Origin of the sequence: Streptomyces sp. NPDC088554 (assembly GCF_044752945.1) — a bacterium.
Classification (GTDB): domain Bacteria; phylum Actinomycetota; class Actinomycetes; order Streptomycetales; family Streptomycetaceae; genus Streptomyces.
Window position 1 is genome coordinate 344,471 of record NZ_JBIVMF010000004.1, and the last position, 21,393, is coordinate 365,863.

Below are 21,393 nucleotides of genomic sequence, written 5' to 3' on the forward strand. Positions count from 1 at the left end.
TCTTTCTCGTGCGCTTCTTCGCCGGTTGGGGTGTCCGTCTATCCGAAGTCGCCGTCGCTCCAGCCGCCGTCCCCGGAACCCCAGTCGTCACCACCGCCACCGTCCCCACCGCTGTCGCCCGCGTCTCCGCCCGCCGACGAGGGTTTCCGGGCGGCCTGTTGCCGGCGCAGCTCCTCCTCTTCCTCGGCGGTGAGACGGGCGGGCGGGAGCTGGGCGGCGGTGAGCGCGACGGTCGCCATGCCGAGACCGCCCAGCACCGCGCCCGTCCGCCCGCCGAACGACGTCCGGTTGACGAGGACCGTCCCGCCCCGGCCCCAGACCGTGCGGCCGTAGCCGATGTCGCGGCCGTACGTCACCGAGCCGTCCGCCGCCAGGCGCTTGATGATCCGCCCGCCGAGGAGTTCGTCGGTCCCGGCGCCGCCCCGGTTGTCGTGCCAGCGCACCAGCCGCCCGTCGCGGTGCCGCCACTCCTCGCGCCCGTCCGCGTATCCGCGGTGGACGCTGCCGTCGGCGAGCAGCTCATCTCTGTACGACGTCTCGCGTGGCCGGTTCATCGTCACTTGTCCTTGTCTCGTCCGGCCGGTTGCCCCGGCCAGGTCATGAAGCCCGCCGTACGCAGATCGCGCAGCCCCGTCCACACGGAGTGGACGGGCGTCCGCGGCCCGCGCGCCAGCCGCAGGACCGTACGGAGCAGCCGGGCCGGGGACACGGATTCCACCTCGGCGGTGCGCCCTTCGGCGAGCCAGTCCAGCTCCCGGGGGGCGAGCCCGGCGGGCAGCGCGGTACGGACCGGCCCGGGACCCGCCTCACCGGCCCCGTCCCGCCGCGTGAACAGGTGCAGCGCCCTCGCGTGCCGGGGCGCCAGGCCCATCGACACGACCCGTACACCCGGGAACGCGGCGCGCACCCGGGCGGTGAGCGCGATGCCGGGGACGCTCGCGTCGTGCAGGACATGCACGGTGGCGCCGTCCACCCGGCCGAGCCCGGCGGTCAGCCGGGGGTCGAGCGGCAGGTCGGCGGCGGCGAACACCGGGCAGGCGGCCTCCAGATGCACATCGTTGGCGAGGAGCATCCGGGCCACGGACCGGCTCTGGCAGACGAGCAGCCGGGGCAGCCCGTAGTCGTAGAGATCGGGTTCGGAGTCGGAGTCGGAGTCGGGGTCGGGGAAGTGACCGGGGACGGAGTCCGTCGGTGTCGGCGGCGGTGCCGATGCCGGTGCGACCAGCAGCCCCGGTACCTCCCCGTGCCGGTCCCCGTACCTCCGCAGCGCCCGCGCGAAGCGCTCGTACCGTACGGGAGCGGCGGGTGCCAGGGCGATCCGGCGCGGGAGCTGGTGCAGCGGGCGCAGGACGCGGCAGGTCTCGTAGTACAGCTGGAGTTCGGTGAACCGGATCCGGCCGGGCGCGCCCGCGCGGGTGACGGCGGTCGCCAGGGCGCGGTCGAGGGTCAGGTCGAGGATCCGGTCCAGCAGCCGACCGCCGGGGGTGCCGGTCGGGGTGCCGGTCGGTGTGCTGATTGGTGTGCCGGTCGGTGTGCCGGTCGGTGTGCTGATTGGCGTGCCGGTGGGCGTGCTGATTGGTGTGCTCATCGTGCCGCCTCTTCGCCGGGCCAGCTGAGGAATCCGAGGGCCTCGGCCCCGCGCCGGTCGGTGTCGACGGCGGCGGTGGCCCGTTCCACCACCCGGACCACGGCGGCGAGCAGCTTCACGGGCGGCACCCCGGCCAGGGCGCCGGTCCACCCCTTGGCCAGCCAGGCCAGTTCGGCGGCGGTCAGGGCACCGGTCGCGCGCAGGTCGTACAGAGTGGCCGGTTCCGGCCGCGGGCCGCGCAGGGACGCTGTGCCCTTCCCGGACATCACGGAGCGCGGCGGCAGTCCCGCGTCGATCACTCTCCGGCCGGGCAGCGTCTCCCGTATCCGCTCCGTCAGCAGGCAGCCGGCCGGGTCCGCGTCGTGCAGGACGATCACGGGGACCGCCTCCGGGACCGCCCGTACCTCCGTGACCAGCACGATCTCGTACTTCTGCGGGATCTTGTTGATCTCCAGGAACACCAGGACCGAGCTGTCCTGGCAGAACAGCGCGGCCTTCGTCCCGGCGAGCAGGGCGGCGTCATGGTGGGCGGTGCGGTCCACGACGCCGGGCGGGAGCGCACCGTACAGTTCGCGCCATCTCGCCAGCACCGTCGAGCGGAAGTAGCCGATCGGCAGCTTCTCCTCGCGCCTCGTGCCCACCAGCTTCGCGATCAGCTGGACGACGACCCCGATGAGGAGCACAGCGCCGAAGACCGCGAAGACCAGCCCGTCCCCGCCCTCGTGCGCTCCGACGGCCAGCAGCGCGCCGCTGATCGGCAGCCCGATCAGCGAGCAGCCGATGGCGCCGTCGCGGCCTCGCCCGGCGGTCCTGTTCCTACGGGTGGCGGCGAAGCAGAGCTGTTCGACGGTGATCTTCAGCCGGCCGCCGTCGGTCAGTTTCTCGGTGAGGCGGCGGATTCCGACATCGCTGATGCCCAGGTCGTTGGTCTTCGGGTCGAGGGCGAATCGGCGCTCGCATGTGGAGCAGGTCAGGTCGGGGCGCTCGCGGCGGAGCAGCCTCTTGTCGCAGTGCGGACAGATCATCGCGGTCCCTCCGGGAGTGTGGTGGCCCCGTCCGGCCAGCTCAGGAAGGCGAGACCATCGGCGGCGCGCAGGTCGCCGCCGGCCGCCGTCGCCATCGTCGCCGTCCGAATGGCGCGTTCGACGATTTTGGTGACCCCGGCGAGCAGCAGCGCGGGCGGCACCCCGATGAGGCTGCTGGTCCAGCCCTTGCGCCGCCAGGCCGGTTCGTCCTTGGTGAGGGTCCCGGTCCCGCGCGGCGCGCGCAGGTCGGCCCGCGCGGGCGCGGCCCGGCACACCGGCACCGCGCCCCGCCTGTTCATCACGGCGCGCGGCGGCAGCCCGGCGTCCACGACCTCGCGGCCGGGCAGTTCGGCGCGGGTCCGGCTCGCGAGCAGACAGCCCGCCGTGTCCGCGTCGTGCGGTACGACGACGGGCACAGCGGGCACACCGGGCACCGCGTCCGACAGATCCCGTACCCGCGCGGCGAGTACGACACCGAGCCGCCCCGGGATCCCGTTGGCGGCCAGGAAGACCAGGGTGTGCCGGTCCGGGCAGAGCAACACGGCCCGGGGAAAGGCGGGTTGGCCGAAGTCCTGGATCCCGGTCCGCGCGTCGGCCACGACGCCGTCCGGGGAGGACCCGTAGCCCTCGGGCCAGTTGTCCATCAGCAGCGGGCCCCGGAAGCAGCTGATCGGGTTCGGCTCGGGGAAGGGGCCGGATTCCATCAGGGTGGTGATGGTGATGACGACGGTGAAGGCGCGGATCAGTCCGCCGGTGATGGTCAAGAAGAGCGTCGTGCGGCCTGTCGACAGCCCGAGGCCCAGCAGTCCGACGCCGAGCACCGGATACGCCGGCGCCGGCCCGGAGACCTCCCAGGTTTTCTTCCTGGTGCGGGTGCGCATCGTGGACCGCGTCGCCGAGAACCGGAGCCGGCTGACGGTCGTCTTCATCCGGCCGTCGTCGGTGAGTTTCGCGACGGTGTGCCGTACCTTCGCGTCGCTCAGCCGCGGTGTGTCGCGCCGGGGGTCGAGGGCGAACGTCCGGCGGCATGCGGGGCGGGTACGACCGGGCAGCTCCTTGTACCGCGGCCTCTCCGCACAGTGCGGGCAGATCACCTGAGCCCCTCCAGCGCGGCGGCCCGACGCAGTCCGGCCGCGAGGCGTTCCCGTACGGTGACGGCGCCGATGCCCCGTACGCGCTGGAGCCGCTCGATGTCACGGAGCGCGGCGGCGAGCGCGGTGAAGTCGGCGTCGGCGCTCGCGGCGAAGCGCCGCTCGACCTCCTCGGCGGTGATCGCGTAGTCCTCGTGGTCGATCCCGTAACCGGTGTTGGCGGCGAGGATGTTCGGCGGACGGGACCCGCGATTGGCGAAGGAGTGCGGCATCATCTCGGGGATCCGTATCAACTCCCCTGGTAAGAGCGCGACTTCGGCAGCCCGTCCACGCGTCGCGTCGTACAGGCCGCAGCCCGCGCGCCCGAGGCCGAGGACGAAGCGCTCGCCGCCGTGGGCGTGCGGGGTGAACGTGCTGCGCGGGCCGACGACGCCGAGTTCGAAGGTGGCGTTGGAGGGCCGCTCGGGGCAGGTCTTCGCGTCCCCGACGAAGTAGTGGGCGAACTGCCCCTCGTCGATGAACCGGAGGAACTCCTCGCTCGGCCCCAGCTCCCGGGAGCCGTCCCGGTCCGTGAAGAACACGCGCCCCCCGGACCCCATCCGGAACACCTCGACCCCGTACGGTAATTCGGCCGCGGGCGGCTGCCTCGTGGACCGTTCTCTCGCGGACCGTTCTCTCGCGGACCGCTCTGCCGTGGACCGCTCTGCCGTGGACCGCTCTGTCATGAACCTTCGCCTCGTGGACCGTTCTGCCGTAGAGCGTTCCCCACCACGTGTTTCATCGGACATCGATGCCCCTCATCGTGCTGCCGAATACGATCGCATCGTATGGCTGAATCCTGGAACACCCGGAGCGGATGCGATGAATCACGTACGGCACCGGGGCGAAGCGGCGGATGTTCGGAGCAGGACCGTCTCAGCGCGGGGGCTCGTCGGCGAGGGCGGCCCGGCAGCGGTTCAGATAGCCCGCGAAGTCGCCGCGCTGACGTGCGGTCAGCCGGGAGAGCATGCGTTCCTCCAGGTCGCCGATGGGCTCGTCGAGAGCGGCGAGCAGCGCCTCGCCGGTGTCGGTGAGGCCGAGGAGCAGGGCCCTGCGGTTGCCGGGGTCGCGGCGGCGGGTGATCAGGCCGCGCTGTTCGAGCACGGCGACCAGGTCGGCCATGGACTGGGCGGTGACGAAGGAGTTGCGCGCCAGCTGGGCGGAGCTGAGACCGGCACGGCGGCGCAGCACGGTCAGGGCGGTGTACTGGAGGGCGGTGATGCCGTGCGGCTTGACCACTTCGTCCATGCGGGAGCGCACGGCGAGTTCGACCTGCTTGATGATGTAGAGCATGGAGGGACCGACATCCGGCCCCTCCGCCCCCGCTCCCCGCTCCGATCCCACTCCCGATCCCACTCCCGCCCCCGGAGTCTCGCGTTCTGCTCCGGGCCGGTCCTCACACACGTACGGCCTCATGTCGGCCACCTCCGGTCCCGTCGACTGCGCCCCGCGCGCACGCCACCCGACACATACTTGCATTGATCAGGTTTCCTGATGGCGGCGCGCCTCTTCCCAATCGGCGAAGAGCACGCAATCATCAGGAAACCTGTTGGTCGCAGTGGCGCGACCGGCACGCGACGAATGGGGCGGTCCATGTCTGTTTCCGCAGCACCGCAAAACGGATCGGCCGGAGACGACCCGGTCGGTCCCCATGGTGGTGTGGGCAGGCCCGAACCGGAGCCCCGGGCGCTGTTCATCGGCGGCGAGTGGCGCGGGGCGGCCTCCGGGGCAACCCGCGAGGTGATCGATCCGTCCACCGGCCAGGTGGTCACGACGGTCGCCGAGGCGGACGTCGAGGATCTCGACGCCGCCGTCGCCGCGGCCCGCCGGGCGTTCGACGAGGGGCCCTGGGCCTCGATGCCGGGCCGCGAGCGCGCCCGTATCCTGCACCGCGTCGCGGACCTCATCCGCCGCCGCGAGGACGACCTCGTGGCGACCGAGAGCGTCGATGTGGGCAAGCCGGTCTCGCTGTGCCGGGCCGTGGACGTGGCGACCGTCGCCGAGCAGTACGAGTACTGCTCGGCGCTGGCGCAGGGCGTGGACGGGGCGACACGGCGGCTCCCGTTCCCCTCGCACGCGTACACGGTGCGCGAGCCGCTCGGAGTGGTCGGGGCCATCACCCCGTTCAACTTCCCGCTGATCCTGAGCAGTTCGAAGATCGCGGCGGCGCTCGCCGCCGGAAACACCGTCGTCCACAAGCCCGCCGAGGAAACCCCGCTCAGCGCGCTGCTGATGGCGGAGATCCTGGCCGAGGCCGGGGTCCCCGACGGGGTGCTCAATGTGGTGACCGGCGCGGGCACCGTGATCGGCGAGGCGCTGCTGCGCCACCCCGGCGTGGACAAGGTCGCCTTCACCGGCTCCACCGCGGTGGGCCGGCACGCGGCCTCCGTCGCCGGTCGGATGCTCAAGCCGGTCACGATGGAGTTGGGCGGCAACGCGGCGAACATCGTCTTCGAGGACGCCGATCTGGAGAGCGCGATCGGCGCGGTGATCAAGGGCTTCGTCTTCAACACCGGCCAGTTCTGCATGGGCGGGCCACGTCTTCTCGTACACCGCTCGCTGTACGACACGGCGCTCGGCATCCTCGAAGGCGCCGTGGCCGGGGTGCCGGTCGGCGACCCCTTCGACCCGGCGACGGTCGTCGGCCCGATGACGGGGGAACGGCACCTCGCGAAGGTCGAGGAGTACGTACGGATCGCCCGCGAGGAGGGCGGCCGGGTGATCACCGGCGGCGCCCGCGTCCACGAGGAGACCGGCGGTTTCTACTACGCGCCCACGGTGATCGCCGACCTGACCAACGACGCGCGCGCCGTACAGGAGGAGATCTTCGGCCCGGTGCTGACCGTGCAGCCCTTCGACACGGAGGACGAGGCGGTGGCCCTGGCGAACAGCACACCGTACGGCCTGGCCTCCGGCCTCCAGACCCAGAACCTCACCCGGGCGCACCGGGTGGCGGGGCGGCTGAAGGCGGGAATCGTCTGGGTCAACGACTGGGCGATGCTCGACCCGGCGATCCCGTTCGGCGGCGTGAAACAGTCGGGGTACGGGCGGGAGTACGGGCCGGAGGCGCTGGAGGCGTACACGAAGGTCAAGTCGGTAGTGATCAAGCTGACCTGACCGACCGGCTGGCCTGACCGACCCGACCTCGGCCAACCGACCGACCGACCGCACCAAACACCCCCCACACACACCGCCAACAACGCCCCCACCACTCCCAACCCCCAACCGCACCAGGAGTAGCAGCATGCCCACACCAGTAACCACCACCATCGCGGCAGTGGTCGAGTCCGCCGGCGCGGGTTTCTCCTTCGCCGAGGTCGGCCTGGCGGAGCCCCGCCCCGATGAGGTGATCGTCCGGATGGTCGCGGCGGGCATCTGCCACACCGACCTGGGCGTCGCCTCGGGCGCCCTCCCCTTCCCGCTGCCCGGGGTGCTGGGCCACGAGGGTGCCGGGGTCGTGGAAGCGGTGGGCGCGGCGGTCACCCGGGTCGTCCCCGGCGACCACGTCCTGCTCTCCTTCACCTCCTGCGGCGGCTGTACGGCGTGCCGGGGCGGCCACCCCGCGTACTGCGGCCAGTGGCTCCCCCTGAACCTCCTGGGCGGCACCCGTGCCGATGGCAGTCACACCCTGACCAGGGGCGATACGAACATCGGCGGCCACTTCTTCGGGCAGTCGTCGTTCGCCCACCATGCCCTGGTCGACGAGCGCAGCGTGGTGAAGGTCCCCACCGACGCGCCGCTCGACCTGCTGGCCCCGCTGGGCTGCGGTGTCATGACCGGTACGGGCGCCGTCTGGAACGTACTCTCACCGAGCCCCGGCGACACCCTCGTCATCACGGGGGCGGGCGCGGTGGGCCTCTCCGCCGTCATGGCGGCCCGCCTCACCCCCGCGACCCGGGTCATCGTGGTGGACCGCGTACCGGCGCGCCTGGACCTCGCCAGGGAACTCGGCGCCACCCACACCATCGACACGCGCTCGGCCGACCTGGTCGAGGCCGTCGCCGAGATCACCGCGGGCGGGGGCGCGAACGGCGTCATCGAGACCACGGGCCATGTCGGCGTCCTCAAGTCCGCCCTGACCACGCTCGCCGCCCGGGGCACCGCCGTCATCGTGGGCGCCCCGGCCTTCGGCGTCGAGGTGCCGGTCGACGTCAACTTCATGATGCCGGGCCGCCGCGTCGTCGGCCTCACCCTCGGCGACGCCGAGACCCAGACGCTCCTCCCGGTCCTGGTCGAGCTGGTCCGCTCGGGCCGCCTCCCGGTGGACCGCCTGGTCAAGCACTACCCGTTCGAGAAGATCGGCGAGGCGGTGGCGGACACCCTCTCCGGCGACACCATCAAACCGATCCTCCGCTTCTGACGAAATCGCGACAGCCGCTCCGCACAGGAGAAATACCGCACGCGATATCGAGCGACCGCATTCCCATAAAGACTCGCCGAATCGCACAATGGTTGAGCTGTTTTGAGTCACTTACTGAAAGTCCGAAAAACAAAATTCAGGTCGTCCTCGGAGACCTCGAATATTGATCAAAATTCCACCGGCGTACTGACAGGAATGTCGCACAGCCACTATCTTGTGGTGCGAGCCGGCGGGAATGATTCCCCGTCCGGGTCACGCAGGTATGAAAATGCGTGACCCGGCGGAGTCATCCGCCGCACCGCCTGCCCCTGCGGGCGGGCACATTCCAAGCAGCCCCCGTCATTTCTCCGGAGGAAAACTGCATGAAGCAAACACGTATCGGTCGCGCGGGCATCGTCGCCACCCTGATCGCCATCCTGTTCACCGTCGCGCAGGCACCGGCCTCCGCCGCGCCGTCCGGCTGGCACCGGCTGGAGAGCTTCAAGACCGGCCAGGCCGTGGGGCTCAAGATCGGGCAGAGCTGGACCAAAAAGTTCAGCGTCCCCGGCAGTGAATACCAGTTCCTCAAGAAGACCGGCGGCTACTACGAGGTCGTCCAGAACGACAAAGTCTGGATCTGTCTCGACAGCAACCACGCCGGCAAGGTTTACGGCCACAGCTGCAACGGCGGCGACTTCCAGCGCTGGCGCGTCGAGGAACTCGGCACGAAGTGGACCGATTTCTACCAGCGCAGCACGCCCGTGTACCGCCTCATCAACAAGGCCACCGGCCGGTGTCTCGACGCCAACTACGACGGGGATCTCTACACCCTCGGCTGCAACGGCGGAACGTACCAGATGTGGATGCACCTCGCCCCATGGCGTTGAGCCGAACCAGTTGAGCCGAACCAGTTGAGCCGTACCGGTTGAACAGAACCAGTTGAGCCGTACCGACCCGAATTCGCCATCGAAAGCCCGGCGATACCCCGCGCACAGATAAAAAAACCCCTGGCCGGGCCACCCCTCCCGAGGGAGCGAGGCGGCCCGGCCAGGGGCCGACGGCGATCAGCCGATGGTCTGGCGCGTCTTCCAGTAACCGGCAGGCGCGATGATCTCGGCACCGCTGCCCGAGAGGGCGGTCCTGCTGCCGGGGTGGAGACGTACAGAACCGTTGCCGAGAACGGTCCACAGATCCGGGACCCCGTCCCCCGTGACGTCTGGGGTGCCCATGAGGTGCGGTATCGATGTGCTGGACCAGCCGGAGGCTCCGTACTCGGCGTCGGCTCCGCCCGCCGAATTCGCGGCCGCCGCAAGCGAGTTGAAGTCGACGCCGCCGGACGCCGCCTTGACTCCGGTACGGAGCAGCAGGCGCCCGCTCCCGTCCGAGCGGTAGACCAGGTCGACAACCCCGTCGCCCGTGACATCCAGGACGGTGACGATGTCCCGGGCGGACCAGGCGGAGGCGGAGAGCCGGACCGCCTGCTGGACGGTGGCGCCGTTGTAGCCGGCGAGGACCCAGAGCGCGTCCCCGGTGGTGACGAAGAAGTCGGCCCGCCCGTCCCCGTTGGCATCGCCCGAGGAGACGACCTGCGTGAAGGTGCTGGGGCTGGGCGCCCCGGCGGGGAGCAGGATCTCGCGGCGCTTGCCGATGTTCACGGCGCCGTACCCGTCACCGGGGTAGACCCACAGCTTGCCCTCGACCCGGACGACAAGATCCTGGAGGCCGTCGCCTCCGTATATATCGCCGTTGTGGGTGATCAGCGCGTTCTTGAAGTGCCCGGAGGGCGCGGCGACATAGAACGGAAGGCTGTCGCCGTTGGGATCCTTGGCCGGGTTGTCCCGGTAGGCGCCGGGCATGGAGTAGCCCAGTTTCCCGCTGGGCTTGCTGAGATCACTGGTGGCCTGCGAGGGATAGAGCGCGAGGTTGCCGGCCTCGGTGACGGTGAAGAGATCGGGCAGCCGGTCGCCGGTGAAGTCGCCGGGGGCGTCCGCCTGATCGCGCGGGGTGACGTAGAAGAAGTGCTTCGTCGGTACGGAGACGTTGTCGGCTCCGTCGACGGTCCGTACGTACAGCACGTTCGGACCCGCGGCGGGCGGCCTGGCGTTGGTGATGGTCCCGTTGACGCTGGTCGCGGTACCTGCCGTACGGGACAGGGAGAACGGGTAACTGGCGGAGTTGAAGCCGTACTCGTAGCGCACGACGTCCTTGTTCAGGGCCCGGACGGTGAAGGAGCCGGGGGTGCCGAACTTCTTGGTGCTCCAGAGCGCATCCTCGGGCTGGTTGCCGAAGCCGTCGTTGTTCTTGTCGGCGTCGGGGAAGTCGACGGAGGAGACCTCGGGCGGCTGGGGCGCGCTGGTGTCGAGGATGAAGCGGCAGGGCGTCTTCTTCGGCGCGTAGCCCGACGACGCGCCCGCGTCGTCGAAGGCCCGTACCCGCCAGGAGTACACCGTGTTGTTGGTCAGCTTGCTGGTGGAGAAGGAGGTGGTGGTGACACGGGCGGCGGCGGTGTCCTTGCCCACGGAGCGCTTGCCGGTGGCCTTGAGCAGGTCGCCTGTGGCGGCCCACTTACCGGTCGCCCACAGGTCGAAGTCCAGGTAGTCGAGGTTGCTGTCCTTGTCGGTCGCCGCAGCGGTGAAGGTGATGTCCCCCGCGCCCATGCGGGCGTAGGGCTCGGTGGTGGTGCACTTGGCCTCGGGGTTGAGGAAGAGACCGGTGGGGGTGGTGGGGCGCCGGTTGTAGTCGAGTGCGAGTTTGGGGGCGCTCTCGCCGTTGGCGGAGAACTTCTTCCAGGCGTACTGCGCATCCTCGTTCACCGCGCGCATACCGAAGGTGACGCTGCCCAGGCCCTTGTCCGCGGCCTGCTGGGCGGCCTTCTTCACGTCGAACTTCTCGCGATCCTTGGGGCAGCTCGTTTTCCAGCCGTGCGCGAAGCTCTTGGTGGTGATCCTGTTGCCGTTGTGGAGCTTGGGGGCGTTCTTCCAGTTCGTCTTCGAGTCGATCCGGTCGGTGAGATGCACGGTCATGGCCCGGTCGCTGCACGACCACGCGTAGGTCGCCATGACCTGGAGCGTGGCACGGGTGATGACCGTGCCCTTCAGGTCCTTGTCGTACTCCATGTTGAAGAAGGACCGTGAGGTTCCCCAGGTGTCCGACTCGAAACCGACCCTCGCCTCATGGGTGCCACCCTTGTTGAAGCCCTTGCCGTTGTAGAAGGTGGCCTTCGGGTAGCGGTTGTAGACGGTGGTCCAGTTCTCCATGTCCTTCTTGACCGAGGGGTCGATGAAGACCGGGAAGACCGTGGAGGGGTCGGACAGGAGTTCCGCGTCCGGGGTGATGATCCAGTCGGCGCCGGAGAGATCGGCGTCCACCAGCGCGCCGTGGGAGTCGGGCGAGGGACCGTTGAGACCCGGCAGGGACAGCGTCGCAGCCGTCCCGGTCTTCGACGGCTCGGGGACGGGATCCGACGGGACGGGGGGCAGCGGTGACTCCGGGACGACGGGGGCGGGTTCGTCGCTCGCGGCCGGGAGTTCCTCGGCGTACTCGTCGGTCTGCTCGTCGGTCTCGGTCTCGTCCGTCCCGTCCTCGGGGCTCGCCGAGTCCGAGGGGCTCTCTTCGGGCGTCCCGGTCTCGGCGGGCAGCGTCTCCGGGGCGGTGGGCTGCGCGCTGGCGCCCACCTGCCCGTCCGTGACGGCCGGCGCGCCGGCGTTGTCCCACATCAGGGGGGACGGTGACATCGCGACCTCGTCGCCGTAACCGTTCTCGGCAGTGACGATCTTGGATGCCGGGTCGAGCCGGAAGGTGAGGGTGGGCGAGGTCAGGCCGTACGCGATCCGGGTGACGCGGGGGTCGGCGGCGGCGGTCCGGTTCTTCACCACGAGCAGCTGGGCGAACCCGTCGTCGTCCGCGGTGAGCACCAGATCCGCGCCGGGGATGATCTCGGGGTACAGCGCCCGGTTGGTGTCGATGATCGGCTCGGGGATCGGGCCGGGCCAGGTGAGCTGGATGTCATGCCCGTCGGAGTGGAGGGTGACCAGCGGGCTCGCGGTGTCATCGGCGGCGGCGCCCTTCAGGAAGGAGACCCGCCGCTCCGAGGCGCGTGACGCGCGCTCCTCGCGGGAGCCGTCCCCCTTGCCCGGCTTCGGTTGCGCCGCCGATCCCGCGGAGAACACCATGCCCGTGTTGGTGGCCCGGGGCTCCCAGCCCCTGTCCGTACGGTGCAGGGACGGGTCGATGGGCTTCCACGAGCCGTTGACCTTGGCGCGGATGGGGACGGCGTGGATCTCGCGGCGCATCCCCCCGTCCGGCTTCGCCCAGGTGGTGGATTCGGGGGTACGGAGCGAGGTCACCTCCACCCGCTTGCCGGTCTTGGCCGCCCGGGTGACGGCGTCGGCCTCCGTCGTCACCGTGGTCACGGGGCCGGCCGACCGCACCGGCGGCTCGGGGCCCGGATCCGGATCGTCGAGCCGCAGACCCGCGTAGGTCAGACCGGTCGCGGCGATCCCGGCCGCGCAGAGCATGGCGATGGCGCGCTGGCCCGGTGGACGGTACCGGCGTTGTGACATGAGTGAACCCTCCCCCTCGGCTCCGGCGCCCGGCTGATCCACCGGCCCGGAGATACGAATCCCGCCACGCGGACCGACCGCGACGGGCCTGGGCACACGGAGCGAGCCAGCAGATCATCACCCATGAACGGGCGGGCGTCACCCTCCGATTTTTCCGGCGGACTCGGATACGGAGCGGCATCAACCGAGCCGCCCGCACGGCCGCCGGACCCCGCTGTGGCCGCACACTCTTTCATGAAACAACTTTAAAGCGTACAAAACGACCCATCGAACTGCCCCTTTCATTCACTTAAATGACTGAACATCAATCAAGGGCGATAGTGAATCTTCACCCCACTTGGTCACATCCATCACTTGTTCGCCAATTTCTCAACCTTGATGGGTAATTAAGTTTTACGTGAAGTGATGATCATCACTTGATCAGCATTTTCCCTGGTGTTTACTCATATCTCCCCACAGAATCAGCGCGTTCTTGTATGACTTTCCGTGCGGCCCACCCCGGTGCCCTGCCACAGGTCCGGGGGGATCCTGGCGTGCCTCGTCTGTCCGCAATCCGCCATCGTCGGCGTCGAGTTCGCCACACCGTCGTGCCTGCCGTGGGCCTCGCCCTGCTGGTGACGCTGCTGCCCGCGCAGGCATTCGCCCTGCCGCCCGATCCCAAGTCGGTGGCCCGCACCGAGCTGGTCCTGGAGAAGCTCGACCAGGACGAACCGGTGAAGGGCAGCGCTGCCGACAAGAGCCTCGACAGCCTGCAGCCCGAGATACCCGAGGACCTCGAAAAGGCTCCGCCGGGTACGGTCACCGTCCCGCCCGCCGACACCGGCACGGTCACCTTCGGCGGTGGCACACCAGCAGCAGCGGCGCCCGCACTCGCCCGTACCGGCACCACCGCCACACAGGTGGCGGACACCCCGGTCGGAGACCTGCCGGTCAGCCTGGGACAGGCTCCGGGGGAGGCCGCGCCGACCGGCACCTGGCAGGTCACCGTGGCCGGCCGGGCGGAGACCGAACAACGGGGCATCGACGGTGCGATGGTCACCGTGCGGGCCCCGGCCGCCGGATCCGCACCGGTGTCGGTGCGGTTCGACTACAAGAAGTTCAAGAATCTGTACGGCGCGGACTGGGCCTCCCGGCTGCGCTTCGTGCAGTTCCCCGCGTGCTACCTGACCACTCCGGACCTTGAGGAGTGCCAGGAGTACGAGGAGCTGGAAACGGAGAACGACACCGCGACCGGGTCTGTCATCGCGACGGTGGATCCGGCCACGGACGGTACGGCGACCCCGTCGTCCGCCGCATCGTCGACTCCGTCCACACCGAAGGGCGACAGCCCCGCCGTACAGCGTGCGAGTTTCGGCGTCCGGACCGCGGCTGCCGCCGGTGGTGGTACGGCGGTGCTCGCCGTCGCCGACTCCGGCGCCGGGAAGGGCGGTTCGTTCACGGCGACCCCGCTGGCCTCCAGCGGATCATGGGCGGCCGGTGGCTCCTCCGGCTCCTTCTCCTGGTCGTATCCGCTGACCGTTCCGCCGACTCCGGCCGGCCCCTCCCCCAATATCTCCTTCGACTACAACTCGCAGGAGGTGGACGGCAAGACGGCCGTCTCCTCACCACAGGCATCGTGGATCGGCGAGGGGTGGAACTACGAGCCCGGCCACATCGAGCGCCGCTACCGCTCCTGCAAGGACGATACGAAGAACCTCAAGGCGGGCACGCCCAACAACACCGCCAAGAAAAACCGGACGTCCGACCTGTGCTGGGTCTCGTACAACGCGGTGATGTCCCTCAACGGCCGCACCAGCGAACTGGTCCGGGTGGGGCAGTCCGACATCTACCGCCCGCAGAACGACGACGGCACCCGTGTCGAGCTGAAGACCGGCGCCACCAACGGCGACAACGACGGTGAGTACTGGGTCGTCACGACCCCGGACGGTACGACGTACACGTACGGCCTCAACACCGTCGGCGGCGGACACGCCGCCACCAACTCAGTCTCCACCGTCCCCGTGTACGGCAACCACCCCGACGAGCCCTGCTACTCCACCACCTTCGCCGACTCGCGCTGCGGCAGTGGCAAGCAGCAGGCATGGCAGTGGGGCATGGACAAGGTCGTCGATGTCCACGGCAACGCGATGGTCGTCAACTGGAAGCAGGAGACCAACCACTACGCGGTCAACAAGAAGCTCAAGTCGCCGGAGAGCTACGACCGGGCCGCCCACCCCGTCTCCATCGAGTACGGGATGCGCGTCTCCGATCTGACCAAGCCTTCCGCCACCGTCGAGTTCGGGGTCGAGCAGCGCTGCCTCCAGGAGGGCAGCGCCTGCGACGCGGCGAACTTCGCCAAGACCGGCGACCCCGGCGCCTACCGCCCCTGGTGGGACACGCCCGGCAACCTCAACTGCAAGTCCACCTCCAAGATGTGCCCGGCCTTCCCCTCCTTCTGGACGCAGCTGCGCCTGAACACGGTCACCACGAAGGCCGCCAGGCCCGGTGTGAGCGGACTGGGCAAGGTCGATACGTACACCCTCCACCAGTCCTTCCCCGGCGACTGGTACGACAGCACGCCCGGCCTGTGGCTCAACTCCCTGACGCGTACCGGCTTCGCGCCGGGCGACACCAAGGGAACCCTCCAGTCCGCGAACGGTGTCAGCTTCGGTCACTACACAGTGGGCTCCTCGTCCCCGTTGCGGGCGCGGCTCAGGGACCGTCAGCTGCCCAACCTCGTGACCGGCGGGCAGAACGACCGGCGGCCCGGGTTCACCCGTCCGCGTATCGGGGTCGTGGCCACCGAGAACGGCGGCGACATCGAGGTGGAGTACACCGGTGGCTGCGCCACGGAGCCCGCCACCGACAAGGGCAAGGACAACACGACCTGCTACCCGGTTCGTTGGTCCCCCGACGGCGATGTGAAGGTCCCCGCCAAGGCATGGTTCAACAAGTACGTCGTCGCCTCGGTCACCGAGATCGACAAGGTCACCACCCACGGCAAGCCCGTGGTCAGCACGTACAAGTACACCGGCCCGGCCTGGGACAGGACGGACAGTGAGTTCACCCGTCCGGCGTTGCGCACGCACAGCGTGTGGCGCGGCTTCCGGGAGGTCTCCGTGACCAAGGGCAGCAAGTCCAGCTCGCAGCAGGGGGACCTGCCCTCGCAGTCCCGCACCGTCACCCGTTACTTCCAGGGTACGGGCGGCGCGGTGAAGGACTCGAAGAACGCGGTGCAGCTGGTCGCGGACGACGCTCCGCAGTTCGCGGGGATGGCCGCCGAAACCCTGGTGTACGAGCACTCCCAGGGCGATGTGCTCAAACGGACCCTGACCTTCCCGAAGTCCCGGCAGACCGCGTCGCGCACCCGGGAGGCCGAGGACGGCACCGACCTCGATCCCCTGCTGGCCCAGCGCACCTGGGTCTCGCGTACCGACGCGATACAGCGGCTGCGCGACAGCTGGCGGGCGGTCAGGACCGAGACCGAGGTGGAGGACACCTACGGGCTGCCGGTCCAGCTGGAGATGTCGGTCGTCAGGCCCAGCGGTACCGGCGAGGCCGTCAGCGACCAGGTCTGCCTGCGGACGTCGTACGTCCACAACACCGCCGACTGGATCATCGGCAAGGCCAAGGAGGCCCGCTCCACCGCCACCCCCTGCGCCACCTTCGACTCCGCCAACACCCGTACACAACTACTGAGTTCGACACGCACCTCCTATGACGGCCAGCCCTGGGGCGCCGCCCCCGTGAAGGGCCTGGAGACGTCAGCGGCGGAGATCAACGGCGAGGGCACCGGACACACCGTCGAGACCACCTCGTCCTACGACAGTCTGGGCCGGGTCAGGAAGGTCACCGCGCCACTGACCGGCACGTCCGAGACCGTCTACACGCCCGCCGACGGTGGCCCCGTCACCTCCATCAAGACCATCAACCCCAAGGGCCACACCTCCACCACGGATTACGACCCGGGCCGGGCCCTGGCCCTGACCGTCACCGACACCAACGGCCGGGTCGCCCGTACCGAGTACGACGCGCTGGGCCGGCTGGTCAGGGGCTGGTCCCCGGCCCGCTCGTCGGGCGGGAAGACACCGGACACCGAGATCTCGTACCAGGCCGCCATCGCGACGCCCAAGGAGACCCGGACCGCCGCCGTCACCGTCAAATCTCTTGAGGACGACGGCACTTACTCCCGCCAGATCACGATCTACGACGGTCTGGCACGGGAGGTGCAGACCCAGAGCGAGGCCCATGGCGCGGGCCGGATCATCGCCGACACCAAGTACGACGACCATGGTCTGGTGTGGGAGCGGACCAGCGGCTATCTCGCCAAGGGAGACCCGGAGACCAAGCCGTTCGCCCGCACCTCGGAATCGCTGGTCCCCAGCAAGACCAAGCTGCGGTACGACGGCCTCGAACGGCTGTACCGTTCGTCGCTCTACCACGGCGCCGATTTCCAGTACGCGACGTACAGCACCTACGGCGACGACTTCGTCTTCACCGACCCGCCGGGCGCGACCACTCCGTCCACCACGACATCCACCGACGCACTGGGCCGGGTCAGCCAGATCCAGCACTACACCAGCGCCAACAAGGCGACGACCTTCCGCACCACGAAATACGCCTATGACGCGCGCGGCAACCGCACCGCCGTCACCGACCCCGCGGGCAACACCTGGACGTACGACTACGACGTCCGGGGCCGGCTGACCAGCTCCACCGACCCGGACACCGGCACGTCCACCTTCGCGTACGACGCCGCCGACCGCCGGATCAGGAGCACCGACACGGTCGGCAAGGAGATCCACACCGAGTACGACGAGCTGGACCGGGTCACCGCCGTCCGCGAGGGCGCGGCCAACGCGGCGAAGACCAAGGAGTTCACGTACGACAGCCTGCCCGGCGCGGTGGGCCTGCCGGTCGCCTCGATCCGGCGCACCGGAAAAGACGAATACATCAACCGGGTCACCGGCTACGACACCGACTACCGGCCCACCGGCCGCGACACCGTCATCCCGGCCAACGCGATGACCGCGGGCCTCTCCGGGACGTACAGCTACTCCTACGCCTACACCCCCACCGGAAAGCCCCTGTCGATCACCCTGCCCGCGAAGGGGGGCCTGGCGGCGGAGAAGGTGGTCGTACGGTACGACGACGAGGGTCTGCCCGAGTCCACGTCCGGCATCGACTGGTACACCTCCGACGTCACGTACTCCCCGTACGGGGAACCCCTGCGCACGGTCACCGGATCACAGCCGAGCCGGCTGTGGACCACCAACTTCATCAACCAGCACACCGGAACGCTCCAGCGCACGGTCACCGACCGGGAGACCGCGGGGCCCCACCGGATCGCCGACAGCTACTACTCGTACGACACCTCGGGCACCATCACCTCCAACGCCCGCAAGCTGACCAGCGCCACCGGCTCCGTCTGGGACAATCAGTGCTACACCTATGACGCGTTGGGCGAACTGGTCAACGCCTGGACGTCGAAGATCACCCCGAACTCCGCCGGAACCGGCTGCCGTTCCGCCGGGGGCACCAACTGGGGCTACCGGTCCAGCGGCGCGGTCTCCAGCGGCCCGGTGGCCGAGGCCGCCACCACCGCCACCGACACCACCAGCCCGTCCACGGCGCTGACCGACTCCCTCGCGGCCGCCGCCCCCGACGCCTCGACCCTCTCCACCGACCCGACCGCCTACCGTCAGTCCTTCACCTTCGACTGGCTCGGCAACCGCGCCACACTCACCGAGCACGACACCGCGGACGCCACCAAGAACACCCGTTTCGTCTACCGGTACGGCCGTCAGGTCGCCGGCCAGGGACTCACCCAGCCGCACACCCTCTCCTCGGTCACCTCCACCCCGGCGGGGAAGGGCAGCCTCTACACCTACGACCCGGCCGGCAACACCACCCTCCGCGACCTGCCCGCCGCGACCCAGAACCTGACCTGGAACGCGGAGAACAGGCTCGACACGATCACCGACGACGGCGACACCACCCGCTACGTCTACGACGCCGAGGGCAACCGCCTCCTGGAGAACTCCCCCACCGGATCCACCCTCTACCTCGGCGAAACCGAACTCACCACCGACACCACCGGCAAGATCACCCGCGCCTCCCGCGCCTACGCCCACGCGGGCGCCCCCACCGTGGTCCGCACCACCACCAACGGCGCCACCACCGGCCACCAGCTCAACGCCCTGATCACCGACCACCTGGGCACCGCCAACACCACGGTCGGCCTCACCACCGGCCAGACCGTCACCCGCCGCGCCTTCACACCGTACGGAGAACTCCGCGGCGTCAAACCGACGAACTGGCCCAACAAACGCGGCTACCTCGGCAGCGGCATCGACGACGAGGCCACCGGCCTCACCCACCTCGGAGCCCGCGAGTACGACCCGGCAGCAGGCCGCTTCATCAGCGCCGACCCGATCATGAACATCGGCGACCCGCTCCAGATGAACGGCTACGCCTACAGCAACAACAGCCCCATCAGTACGAGCGACCCGACGGGGCTGTGCCCGGCCGAAATCTGCGGCGAGAAGGAAGCCAACCCCGGAAGCGCCTCGGGCCAGGCAGCCGCAGCCAAAGCCGCCAAGAGAGGGACCTCCACCTACACCGGCGCACCGGTTGTCAGCTACACCACCACCAAATCCGTCACCGTCTCCAAGCCCGCCCCCTGCGACTGGTGGTGCAAGGCCAAGGGCTGGGTGAACAAGAACAAGGTCACCATCCTCACGGTCGTCACCGAGGTCGTCGTCGGCGGAGCATGTGGCGCCGTAGCGGTTGGCGCCGGAGCGGTCACCGGAGGTGTCGGAGCCGTAGTCGTCGGGGCGAGCTGCGGAGCCATCGCCGGCGCGGCAGGCGCAGCGGTCGGCAACGCCATGAACCCCAAAGCGGACCACAGTCTGGGAGCCTTCGCCTCCGCTATGGGCAAGGGAGCCCTGATAGGCGCCGCCGGAGGGGCCATCGGCGGAGGACTGGGCCACGCCGCCGCCAAGGGAGCCAAAGCCGTCGGCAGCAAACTCCTCAGCAGAGGCGGCGGCAGCGCATCGAGATCGGCGAAGAGCGCCCCCGCAGCCAAGTCCTGCACGGGCAACAGCTTCCTCCCGACAACAAAGGTCCTGCTGGCCGACGGCACACACAAGAGGATCGCCGACGTAAAAATCGGCGACAAGGTCCTCGCGACCGACCCCACGACCGGCAGAACAACCGCCAGGACAGTCACCGCCGAAATCATCGGCACGGGCTCCAAAAACCTCGTCAGGGTCACCCTCGACCTCGACGGAAAGAACGGCACCAAGACCGCCTCGGTCACCGCAACCGACAAACACCCCTTCTGGGTCCCCGCACTCGGCAAGTGGACCGACGCAACCAACCTCCACCCCGGCCAACTACTCCGCACCAGCACCGGCACCCACATCCAGATCACCGCAGTCAAACGCTGGACCCAGCACGCCACAGTCCACAACCTCACCGTCGCAGACATCCACACGTACTATGTAATGGCGGGGGCTACGCCGGTACTCGTTCACAATGCAACGCCAGGTCAGAAGTGCGATCTGACACTGGGGGCTGGTCCGAATGCCCGAGAGGGAGTTGGTCTGGAGAACGGCGACATCGAAGCAGATGGCGTTCGAGATCTGATCAATGAATCAGGAAATGCGCACGGCTGCCACACTTGTGATGCCACGACCCCTGGCACCAAGGAGGGGGATTGGATTCCAGATCACCAGCCGCCGTCTAGCCTCGTCGCTCCCGGATCTCCGCAGACGGCGTATCCTCACTGTCTGCCCTGTGCTAGGCGGCAGGGTGGGGTCGTATCACAACTTTCACAAGGAAAGAGCAAGAAGGAATGGTAGCTAATAGCCCTGTGGTTGCATTCCTGGCGAAAATCGAGCACGGGTGCCTGATCTTGCGGGATGCGGGAAGTGACGATGACGTCAGCGACTGGGATCCGGAGTCGAGCAGCTGGTATCGAGAGGGTAGTTCGCTCGTCTTCGGCGTTCAGGCCAGTGTTGACGGTCCTGTCGAATGCGAGGTGTGGAAGTCGGCTCCGCCTGTGGTGCTTCCTGCGAACCTCTTGGAGGTGTCACTCCCATGCCCGTCTGGGTGGCTCGTATTGCACGACCCGAACGAATATGCCCGAATGCAGTTCACGGGATTCCGTGGCTCTGTGATCTGTTCGGTAATGGTGGATGATCCGCAATTTCCGTCAAAGGTTCAGATCTTGCTGAGGGAAGAAGGCAAGTAGCTTCTCGACGCTTGCAGGAACGGGCGAGGTTCCATTCGGGGGTCTCGCCCGTTTCTCGCGGCGTGAGGGAGCTGTTCCCCTGGGGGTATGACCTTTCCGCACGGTTCCGAACTGCAAAGTTGAAGCCCCGTCAGCTGCGTCCTGGCGGGGCTTCTGCACGGGTGACGGCAGTAGTTGACGGCAACGTCAGCGGACGATGGCTCCACACAGTGGCGGGTCGTTGCCGTCGTCGCGGGTCGGCTCGTGGCCGGCAGGACCGTCGAGCGCAGTGCTGAGGGTGTCGATGGCGTTGCGCTGGAGGCGGAGTCGGACGTGGGCGTAGACGGTGGCGGTGACGCCGATGTGGGCGTGGCCGAGGAGTTCCTTGATGACGACGAGTTCGACGCCCTGTTCCAGGAGGAGGGTGGCGGTCGAGTGTCGGAGGTCGTGGGTGCGCCGTGAGGCGCAGTGGTTCGAGTGGAGGTGAGAGACCTTCACCGCTGATCCCGTCGCAGCGGGACGGTGGAGCTGGGG

Annotated in this window: 12 protein-coding genes; 4 read left to right on the forward strand and 8 right to left on the reverse strand. The window is 69.0% G+C overall.

Annotation, left to right across the window (positions count from 1 at the left end):
* Positions 1-38 precede the first annotated feature (38 nt).
* The 6 genes from ACIP8W_RS07260 to ACIP8W_RS07285 form a co-directional block, all read right to left on the reverse strand.
* Positions 39-554, reverse strand: a complete 516-nt coding sequence (locus tag ACIP8W_RS07260) for a hypothetical protein (protein ID WP_402202247.1) — start codon at positions 552-554, stop codon at positions 39-41.
* A gap of 2 nt (positions 555-556) precedes the next feature.
* Complete coding sequence (locus ACIP8W_RS07265; protein WP_402202249.1) at positions 557-1,588, reverse strand: hypothetical protein; 1,032 nt, start codon at positions 1,586-1,588, stop codon at positions 557-559.
* Positions 1,585-2,613: a hypothetical protein gene (locus ACIP8W_RS07270; protein WP_402147370.1), complete on the reverse strand. Its 1,029-nt coding sequence runs from the start codon at positions 2,611-2,613 to the stop codon at positions 1,585-1,587. Before ACIP8W_RS07270 ends, ACIP8W_RS07265 begins: the two co-directional genes overlap by 4 nt.
* Positions 2,610-3,707: a hypothetical protein gene (locus tag ACIP8W_RS07275; RefSeq protein ID WP_402202251.1), complete on the reverse strand. Its 1,098-nt coding sequence runs from the start codon at positions 3,705-3,707 to the stop codon at positions 2,610-2,612. The genes ACIP8W_RS07270 and ACIP8W_RS07275 overlap by 4 nt, the downstream gene beginning before the upstream one ends.
* Positions 3,704-4,303 (reverse strand): cupin domain-containing protein, encoded by a 600-nt coding sequence (locus ACIP8W_RS07280; protein WP_402202253.1) that lies wholly within the window; start codon positions 4,301-4,303, stop codon positions 3,704-3,706. The genes ACIP8W_RS07275 and ACIP8W_RS07280 overlap by 4 nt, the downstream gene beginning before the upstream one ends.
* Before the next feature lie 316 nt (positions 4,304-4,619).
* Entirely contained in the window at positions 4,620-5,036 is a 417-nt protein-coding gene (locus tag ACIP8W_RS07285) for a MarR family winged helix-turn-helix transcriptional regulator (protein ID WP_401947360.1), read from the reverse strand.
* Between the two features lie 366 nt (positions 5,037-5,402).
* Here ACIP8W_RS07285 and ACIP8W_RS07290 point away from each other — a divergent pair, with 366 nt between their 5' ends.
* From ACIP8W_RS07290 to ACIP8W_RS07300, 3 genes are all read left to right on the forward strand, one after another.
* Positions 5,403-6,860 (forward strand): aldehyde dehydrogenase family protein, encoded by a 1,458-nt coding sequence (locus ACIP8W_RS07290; protein WP_402202255.1) that lies wholly within the window; start codon positions 5,403-5,405, stop codon positions 6,858-6,860.
* 127 nt (positions 6,861-6,987) lie between these two features.
* Positions 6,988-8,103 (forward strand): NAD(P)-dependent alcohol dehydrogenase, encoded by a 1,116-nt coding sequence (locus ACIP8W_RS07295; protein ID WP_401947365.1) that lies wholly within the window; start codon positions 6,988-6,990, stop codon positions 8,101-8,103.
* Between the two features lie 362 nt (positions 8,104-8,465).
* Entirely contained in the window at positions 8,466-8,969 is a 504-nt protein-coding gene (locus ACIP8W_RS07300) for an RICIN domain-containing protein (RefSeq protein WP_401947368.1), read from the forward strand.
* A 177-nt stretch (positions 8,970-9,146) separates the two neighbouring features.
* Here the strand turns inward: ACIP8W_RS07300 and ACIP8W_RS07305 are convergent, their stop codons facing one another.
* The gene (locus tag ACIP8W_RS07305; protein WP_402202256.1) at positions 9,147-12,644 is read right to left on the reverse strand and encodes an FG-GAP-like repeat-containing protein; all 3,498 of its coding nucleotides are present in this window, start codon (positions 12,642-12,644) and stop codon (positions 9,147-9,149) included.
* Between the two features lie 587 nt (positions 12,645-13,231).
* On the opposite strand from ACIP8W_RS07305, the gene ACIP8W_RS07310 reads away from it, so the two are divergent.
* Complete coding sequence (locus tag ACIP8W_RS07310; protein ID WP_402202258.1) at positions 13,232-20,488, forward strand: polymorphic toxin-type HINT domain-containing protein; 7,257 nt, start codon at positions 13,232-13,234, stop codon at positions 20,486-20,488.
* A 578-nt stretch (positions 20,489-21,066) separates the two neighbouring features.
* On the opposite strand, the gene ACIP8W_RS07315 is transcribed toward ACIP8W_RS07310, so the two are convergent.
* On the reverse strand, positions 21,067-21,393 hold a 327-nt coding region (locus ACIP8W_RS07315; RefSeq protein WP_402202259.1), incomplete at its 5' end, for a tyrosine-type recombinase/integrase.

What these genes read in the sequence shown, in the direction of transcription:
- ACIP8W_RS07260 (WP_402202247.1), bottom strand. Translation starts at nt 554, where the DNA reads ATGAACCGGCCACGCGAGACGTCGTACAGAGATGAGCTGCTCGCCGAC.
- ACIP8W_RS07265 (WP_402202249.1), bottom strand. Translation starts at nt 1,588, where the DNA reads ATGAGCACACCAATCAGCACGCCCACCGGCACGCCAATCAGCACACCG.
- ACIP8W_RS07305 (WP_402202256.1), bottom strand. Translation starts at nt 12,644, where the DNA reads ATGTCACAACGCCGGTACCGTCCACCGGGCCAGCGCGCCATCGCCATG.
- ACIP8W_RS07285 (WP_401947360.1), bottom strand. Translation starts at nt 5,036, where the DNA reads ATGCTCTACATCATCAAGCAGGTCGAACTCGCCGTGCGCTCCCGCATG.
- ACIP8W_RS07280 (WP_402202253.1), bottom strand. Translation starts at nt 4,303, where the DNA reads ATGGGGTCCGGGGGGCGCGTGTTCTTCACGGACCGGGACGGCTCCCGG.
- ACIP8W_RS07295 (WP_401947365.1), top strand. Translation starts at nt 6,988, where the DNA reads ATGCCCACACCAGTAACCACCACCATCGCGGCAGTGGTCGAGTCCGCC.
- ACIP8W_RS07270 (WP_402147370.1), bottom strand. Translation starts at nt 2,613, where the DNA reads ATGATCTGTCCGCACTGCGACAAGAGGCTGCTCCGCCGCGAGCGCCCC.
- ACIP8W_RS07300 (WP_401947368.1), top strand. Translation starts at nt 8,466, where the DNA reads ATGAAGCAAACACGTATCGGTCGCGCGGGCATCGTCGCCACCCTGATC.